Genomic DNA, 2,231 nt, shown 5'->3' on the forward strand with positions numbered 1-2,231 from the left:
GCCCGGCCCCGGCGGACACCGCCATGGCGGATGCCCTCCGCCGCGCGGGCCTGGCCTGACGCGCCGCGGGCGCTGCCCGCGAGGTGCTCGAACGTAGGGTTGGTCGCCGCATGACGTCTGATAGGGCGACCAACCCTGCGTTGGCGCTGTCGGGGTGCTTTACGTGCGAGACTGGGGCCGCACGGTCGGCACCGGACGGAGACCAAGTACGCCTCGTGACCCGCAGCGCAGAGAGCACGACCCGGCGACGCCGGCGCGAGGAGCTGCTGAGCGCCTCGATCGACGTGGCGCGCCGGCTGCTCGCCGACGGCGGGCTCGAGAGCGTGACGATGCTGGCCGTCAGCCGCGAGATCGGCATCGCCGGGCCGGGGCTCTACCGGTACTTCCCGAGCCGTTCCGACCTGCTGCGCGCCACGTATCGGCACGTGCTGGACGAGCTGGTCGCGCACGTCCGCGCGGCGGTCGTCCGCCAGCCCGCTGGTGACCGCGCCGCCGAGGTGCACGCGCTGACCTACGCGATGTTCGCCTGGTGCGTGGCGCACCCCCACGAGTTCGACCTGCTGCTGAGCGCCGGCCTGCGGCTCGCCCGTGAGGACGGTGCCGTGGCGGGCGAGGCCGGCGGCGGCACGTTCTACGAGGTGGCCGCGCTCGCGTTCCCGGCGGTCGCCGCGCAGTGGGCCGACGGCGCGGTCCGGTTCGACGAGCCGGTGTCCCCGGAGCTCGAGGCCGAGCTGACCGCTCGCCGCGATGCCCTGCTCGCGGCGTTCCCCGACGCTCCCCGCGAGGTGCCGCTCGGGCTGGTCGCCGCCGTCCGGGTGGCCTGGCAGCGCACCTTCGGCCTGCTGTGCATGACGGTCTACAACCACGTGCTCGAACCCGACGGGCCGGTACGGCACGACTACATCACCGCGCTGCTCGGCGACCTGAACGAGCGCAACCTCGCGCTCTTCGGCATGGTGCCCAGCCCTGCCGTCCGGCTGGAGCCGGTGTTCGCCGGCTCCGGTGAGCGGAGCGGGTCATGACCCCGCGCCGGCCCACGGGCCGTCGCGCCCGGCTGCGCCGCGAGCTGCTGGACGAGGCGCTGGCCTCGGCGCGCCGCCTGCTGGAGGAGCACGGCGTGGACGGCGTCACGATGCAGGCCGTCGCCAAGGACGTCGGGATCGCCGCGCCCGGCCTGTACCGGTACTTCGACGGCCGGCCCGGGCTGCTGCACGCCACCCACCAGCACGTGATCGACGAGCTCCTGGCCGCCGTGGAGCGCGCCCGGGCGCGGCAGCCCGCGGACGACCCCGCCGCGCAGTGCCACGGCGTGATCCACGAGCTGTTCCGCTGGTGCCTGACGCATCGCAACGAGTACGACCTGTTGATGTCGGGTCGCCTGCGCATCCGCGGTCAGGAGGGCGACACCGCCGACGACCCCCGCTACCCGCCGCTGATGTCCCTCGACCGCGTGGGCGGCGCGTTCACGCCGATCGCCCTCGCCTGGTGGCAGGCAGGCTGCCCGGTGGTGCCCGACGACGAGATCGCACCTGACCTGCTCCCGCACCTGCGGGCCGCGCGCGACGCCATGCTGGCGGTCCCCGGCTTCCCGCCGGATGTCCCGCTCGGGCTGCTGCACGCGATGAACCTGTGCTCGGCGCGGCTCTGGGGTCTGCTCACCCTGACCGTCTACGGCCACGTGGGCGACGTCGACGACCCGGCGGCCGTGGCGCACCTGGACGCGCTGGTGCAGGACCTCGTGGCCGACGTCCTGGACGTCTTCGGCCAGAAGGCCTCGGCCGGTGTCGTGCCGGCGCACGGACCACACTTCGGCCGGGCCTGATCCAGGATTCGCCCCCCGCCCGATGGACCGGTGCCGGAGGTCGGGCCAGGATGACGACATGAACAACGCAGCTGAGACCCCCGGCGAGGCGGACGAGACCTACGACGTGATCGTGATCGGCGGCGGACCGGTGGGCGAGAACGCGGCGGACCGCGCCTCGCGCACCGGCCTGTCCGTGGCCTTGGTCGAGTCCGAGCTCGTGGGCGGTGAGTGCTCCTACTGGGCCTGCATGCCGTCGAAGGTGCTGCTGCGGGCCGGCACCGTGCGTGCTCTCGCCCGGGACACGCCCGGCCTGGCCGACCCGGGGGACATCGACGTCGCCGCGGTCCTGGCCCGGCGCAACGAGATCACGAACGACTGGGACGACTCCGGCCAGGTCTCGTGGGTCGAGGGCGCCGGCCTGACGCTC

General features: G+C 74.2%; 3 protein-coding genes. All 3 read left to right on the forward strand.

Annotated elements, in window-relative coordinates:
• The first annotated feature begins 215 nt into the window (after positions 1-215).
• Positions 216-1,022, forward strand: coding sequence for a TetR/AcrR family transcriptional regulator (locus PROKR_RS01260; protein ID WP_036959028.1), 807 nt, complete (start codon positions 216-218; stop codon positions 1,020-1,022).
• Positions 1,019-1,822 (forward strand): TetR/AcrR family transcriptional regulator, encoded by an 804-nt coding sequence (locus tag PROKR_RS33370; RefSeq protein WP_036959029.1) that lies wholly within the window; start codon positions 1,019-1,021, stop codon positions 1,820-1,822. Before PROKR_RS01260 ends, PROKR_RS33370 begins: the two co-directional genes overlap by 4 nt.
• A 58-nt stretch (positions 1,823-1,880) precedes the next feature.
• On the forward strand, positions 1,881-2,231 hold a 351-nt coding region (locus tag PROKR_RS01270; RefSeq protein ID WP_036959031.1), incomplete at its 3' end, for an FAD-dependent oxidoreductase.

The sequence above is a fragment of the Promicromonospora kroppenstedtii DSM 19349 genome, assembly GCF_000515355.1.
GTDB classification, from domain to species: domain Bacteria; phylum Actinomycetota; class Actinomycetes; order Actinomycetales; family Cellulomonadaceae; genus Promicromonospora; species Promicromonospora kroppenstedtii.

What these genes read in the sequence shown, in the direction of transcription:
- PROKR_RS33370 (WP_036959029.1), top strand. Translation starts at nt 1,019, where the DNA reads ATGACCCCGCGCCGGCCCACGGGCCGTCGCGCCCGGCTGCGCCGCGAG.